Source organism: Vibrio sp. 397, assembly GCF_033339395.1.
GTDB lineage: Bacteria > Pseudomonadota > Gammaproteobacteria > Enterobacterales > Vibrionaceae > Vibrio > Vibrio alginolyticus.
In genome coordinates this window covers 1-5,516 of the sequence record NZ_JAWOUN010000042.1, presented here as the reverse complement: position 1 = coordinate 5,516, position 5,516 = coordinate 1, and the positions used below count along the sequence as shown (strand labels likewise).

Here is a 5,516-nt window from a genome sequence, read left to right as displayed (position 1 = left end):
TTTGGCAGGACATCAATCGTGACAGCGGTATCTTCTTGTGTTGTTGCCGTGTCATTGGTTGCCACTGGCGCGTCATTCACTGGCGTCACATCGACGTTCACTGTGGTGGACTCCGATACCCCACCCGAGGTAACGATGTAGGTAAAACTGTCTGCCCCGTGATAGTTGTCGTTTGGCGTGTAAGTGACACTGCCGTCCGGGTTGACCGAGACCGTGCCGTTAGCTGGACCGTTATTGGTATCGAGCGACACCACTTTGTCGTCGCCTTCAAACGTATCGTTACCTAAGACCTTAATGATGGTTGGCGTGTCTTCCACAACCGTCGCGTTGTCTGCCACGATGTCCGCCACAGGGGCTACCGTGAAGTTCACCGTTTGGCTGACGCTTTCACCGCTTGGATCGGTGGCCGTAAACGTTAGGGTTTCTGAGCCGTTCCAGTCTGCGGTTGGAGTGAACGTAGCAATCCCATTGACGATCGCCACTTGAATGTTGCTGTTGCCGGAGACGCTGAAGGTCAGATCGCCATCCACGTTATCTACATCGCTGAAAGCCGTATTTAGATCGATGCTGTATGGCGTAAAGTCTTCTGCCAAGGTTTGGTCTGCAATGCTGCTTTCAACCACAGGCGTGTCGTTCACCGCATTCACGGTGACGTTAACCGTCGCTTGGTCAGTCAGTGCACCATCGGTCACGGTGTAAGTGATTTCAGCGTCACCATGGAAGTTCTCAGCCGGTGTGAAGACCAGTTTGCCATCAACGATCTCAACTGTACCTTGTGTTTCAGGTACGGAAGCCGATTCAATCGACAGCTTATCGCCATCCACATCGGTGTCGTTTGGCAGGACATCAATCGTCACTGGCGTGTCTTCGTCAGTAACGGCGTTGTCATTGGTCGCCACTGGCGCGTCATTCACTGGCGTGACATCGATGTTCACCGTGGTGGACTCCGATACCCCACCGGAGGTAACGATGTAGGTAAAGCTGTCTGCACCGTGGTAGTTGTCGTTTGGCGTGTAAGTGACGCTGCCATCCGGGTTGACCGAGACCGTGCCGTTCGCTGGACCGTTATTGGTATCGAGCGACACAACTTTGTCGCTGCCTTCAAATGTGTCGTTACCTAGGACGTTAATGATGGTCGGCGTGTCTTCCACAACCGTCGCTTTGTCTGCCACGATGTCCGCCACAGGCGCAACTGTGAAGTTCACCGTTTGGCTGACGCTTTCGCCGCTTGGATCGGTGGCAGTAAACGTCAACGCTTCTGAGCCGTTCCAGTCCGCAGTTGGGCTAATGGTCGCGATGCCATTTTCAATCGAAACCAACACGTTGCTGTTGCCGGACACTGAGAAGTTCAGTGCGGAGTCGCTGTCTTTAAATGCGTCGTTTAAATCAATCGTGTAGATCGTAAAATCTTCTGCTAACACTTGATCTGAAATGACATTATCGACTGTTGGTGCATCGTTAACGCGATTCACAATCAAACTATCACTGTCGCTAACCGTTGGATTAACACCATCCGATGCTGATGCGCTGATCGTTAGGTCTTTAAGGTTGAGTTCGTCGTTGTTAACCGCGTCAACACCCGCTTGAGTCAGTTTGACTTCATCGCCAACTAACGCAAAGTAGCCGTTTGAGTTGTTTTCTAAAGAAACGGTTAATTGCTCTTCTGGCGTATCGGTATCAGCGACTTCCAACGTTGCCACTACCGTATCGGTACTCACTGCGTCTTCAGTGATACTTTCTACAGCATCGACCTTGATCGTTGGCGCATCGTTCACTGGATTAACGGTAACGGCTACTTTCGCTTGGTCAGTCAGCGAACCATCGGTGATGGTGTAAGTGATTTCAGCATCACCATGGAAGTTCTCGGCCGGTGTGAACACCAGTTTGCCATCAACAATCTCGACTGTGCCTTGTGCTTCAGGTACGGAAGCTGATTGGATAGACAGCTTATCACCATCAATGTCGGTGTCGTTTGGCAGGACATCAATCGTCACTGGCGTGTCTTCGTCAGTAACAGCGGTATCATCTTTTGCCACTGGCGCGTCATTCACTGGCGTCACATCGACGTTCACCGTGGTGGACTCCGATACCCCACCGGAGGTAACGATGTAGGTAAAGCTGTCTGTGCCGTGATAGTTGTCGTTTGGCGTGTAAGTGACGCTGCCATCCGGGTTGACCGAGACCGTGCCGTTAGCTGGTCCGTTATTGGTATCCAGCGACACCACTTTGTCGTCGCCTTCGAACGTGTCGTTACCTAAGACCTTAATGATGGTCGGCGTGTCTTCCACAACCGTCGCGTTGTCTGCCACGATGTCTGCCACAGGCGCAACTGTGAAGTTCACCGTTTGGCTTACGCTTTCGCCGCTTGGATCGGTAGCCGTAAACGTTAACGCTTCTGAGCCGTTCCAGTCTGCGGTTGGAGTGAACGTAGCAATACCGTTGACGATCGCCACTTGAATGTTGCTGTTGCCAGAGACACTGAAACTCAGCTCGCCATCCACATTATCCACATCACTGAAAGCGGTATTCAGATCGATGGTGTATGGCGTAAAGTCTTCTGCCAAGGTTTGGTCTGCAATGTTGCTCTCAACCACAGGCGTGTCGTTCACCGCATTCACGGTGACGTTGACCATCGCTTGGTCAGTCAGTGCACCATCGGTGACGGTGTAAGTGATTTCAGCATCGCCATGGAAGTTCTCAGCCGGTGTGAAGACCAGTTTGCCATCAACGATCTCAACTGTGCCTTGTGTTTCAGGTACGGAAGCCGATTGGATAGACAGCGTATCACCATCAATATCAGTATCGTTTGGCAGGACATCAATCGTCACTGGCGTGTCTTCGTCAGTAACGGCATTGTCATTGGTCGCCACTGGCGCGTCATTGACTGGTGTGACATCGACGTTCACCGTGGTGGACTCCGATACCCCACCGGACGTGACGATGTAGGTGAAGCTGTCTGTACCGTGGAAGTTGTCGTTTGGCGTGTAAGTGACGCTGCCGTCCGGGTTGACCGAGACCGTGCCGTTGGCTGGACCGTGATTGGTATCGAGCGACACCACTTTGTCGTCGCCTTCGAACGTGTCGTTATCTAAGACCTTGATGATGGTTGGCGTGTCTTCCACAACCGTCGCGCGGTCAGATTCAATATCTGCCACAGGCGCAACTGTGAAGTTCACCGTTTGGCTGACGCTTTCACCGCTTGGATCGGTAGCCGTAAACGTCAGCGCTTCTGAGCCGTTCCAGTCTGCCGTTGGAGTGAACGTAGCAATCCCATTGACGATCGCCACTTGAATGTTGCTGTTGCCAGAGATGCTAAACGTTAACTCGCCATCCACGTTATCCACATCGCTGAAAGCGGTATTCAGATTGATGCTGTATGGGGTGAAATCTTCCGCCAATGTTTGGTCTGCAATGCTGCTTTCAACCACAGGCGTGTCGTTCACCGCATTCACGGTGACGTTGACCGTCGCTTGGTCAGTCAGTGCACCATCGGTGATGGTGTAAGTAATTTCAGCGTCACCATGGAAGTTCTCAGCTGGCGTGAACACCAACTTGCCGTCAACGATCTCGACTGTGCCTTGTGCTTCAGGTACAGACGCCGATTGGATAGACAACTTATCGCCATCAATGTCGGTGTCGTTTGGCAGGACATCAATCGTCACTGACTTGTCTTCGTCAGTAACAGCGATATCATCGTTTGCCACTGGCGCATCGTTCACTGGCGTCACATCGACGTTCACCGTGGTGGACTCTGATACCCCACCGGAGGTGACGATGTAGGTGAAGCTGTCTGTGCCGTGGTAGTTGTCGTTTGGCGTGTAAGTGACGCTGCCATCCGGGTTGACCGAGACCGTGCCGTTGGCTGGGCCGTTATTGGTATCGAGCGACACCACTTTATCGTCGCCTTCGAACGTGTCGTTACCTAAAACCTTAATGATGGTTGGCGTGTCTTCCACAACCGTCGCTTTATCTGCCACGATATCCGCCACTGGCGCTACTATGAAGTTCACCGTTTGGCTAACGCTCTCGCCGCTTGGATCGGTGGCCGTAAAGGTTAGGCTCTCTGAGCCGTTCCAGTCTGCGGTTGGAGTGAACGTAGCAATACCGTTGACGATCGCCACTTGAATGTTGCTGTTACCAGAGACGCTAAACGTTAACTCACCATCCACGTTATCCACATCGCTGAAAGCGGTATTCAGATCGATGCTGTATGGGGTGAAATCTTCCGCCAAGGTTTGGTCTGCGATGTTGCTTTCAACCACAGGCGTGTCGTTCACCGCATTCACGGTGACGTTGACCGTCGCTTGGTCAGTCAGTGCACCATCGCTAACGGTGTAAGTGATTTCAGCGTCACCATGGAAGTTCTCAGCTGGTGTGAACACCAATTTGCCATCAACAATTTCGACTTTACCTTGGTCACTCGGCACAGATGCCGAGTCAATCGACAGCTTATCGCCATCAATATCGGTGTCGTTTGGCAGGACATCAATCGTCACTGGCGTGTCTTCGTCAGTGACAGCGGTATCATCTTTTGCCACTGGCGCGTCATTCACTGGCGTGACATCGATGTTCACCGTGGTGAATTCCGATACCCCACCGGAGGTAACGATGTACGTGAAGCTGTCTGTACCGTGGTAGTTGTCGTTTGGCGTGTAAGTGACGCTGCCGTCCGGGTTGACCGAGACCGTGCCGTTGGCTGGGGCGTTATTGGTATCCAACGACACCACTTTGTCGTCGCCTTCGAACGTGTCGTTACCTAGGACCTTAATGATGGTCGGCGTGTCTTCCACAACCGTCGCTTTGTCTGCCACGATGTCCGCCACAGGCGCAACTGTGAAGTTCACCGTTTGGCTGACGCTTTCACCGCTTGGATCGGTGGCCGTAAACGTCAGCGCTTCTGAGCCGTTCCAGTCTGCCGTTGGAGTGAACGTAGCAATCCCATTGACGATCGCCACTTGAATGTTGCTGTTGCCAGAAACGCTGAAGCTCAGCTCGCCATCCACATTATCCACATCGCTGAAAGCGGTATTTAGATCGATGCTGTATGGCGTAAAGTCTTCCGCCAAGGTTTGGTCTGCGAGGCTGCTTTCAACCACAGGCGTGTCGTTCACCGCATTCACGGTGACGTTAACCGTCGCTTGGTCAGTCAGCGAACCATCCGTAACGGTGTAAGTGATTTCGGCGTCACCATGGAAGTTCTCAGCCGGTGTGAACACCAGTTTGCCGTCAACAATCTCGACTGTGCCTTGTGCTTCAGGTACAGACGCCGATTGGATAGACAGCGTATCATCATCGATGTCGGTGTCGTTTGGCAGGACATCAATCGTCACTGGCGTGTCTTCGTCAGTGACAGCGGTATCATCTTTTGCCACTGGCGCGTCATTGACTGGTGTGACATCGACGTTCACCGAGGTGGACTCCGATACCCCACCCGAGGTAACGATGTAGGTGAAGCTGTCTGTACCGTGGAAGTTGTCGTTTGGCGTGTAAGTGACGCTGCCGTCCGGGTTGACCGA

1 protein-coding gene is annotated in these 5,516 nt (G+C 52.6%); it reads right to left on the bottom strand.

Features of this window, described 5'->3' with window-relative positions; all coding sequences use genetic code 11:
• Positions 1 to 5,516: tandem-95 repeat protein (locus R7P36_RS24775; protein ID WP_318122333.1), on the bottom strand; the 5,516-nt coding region annotated here is incomplete at both ends.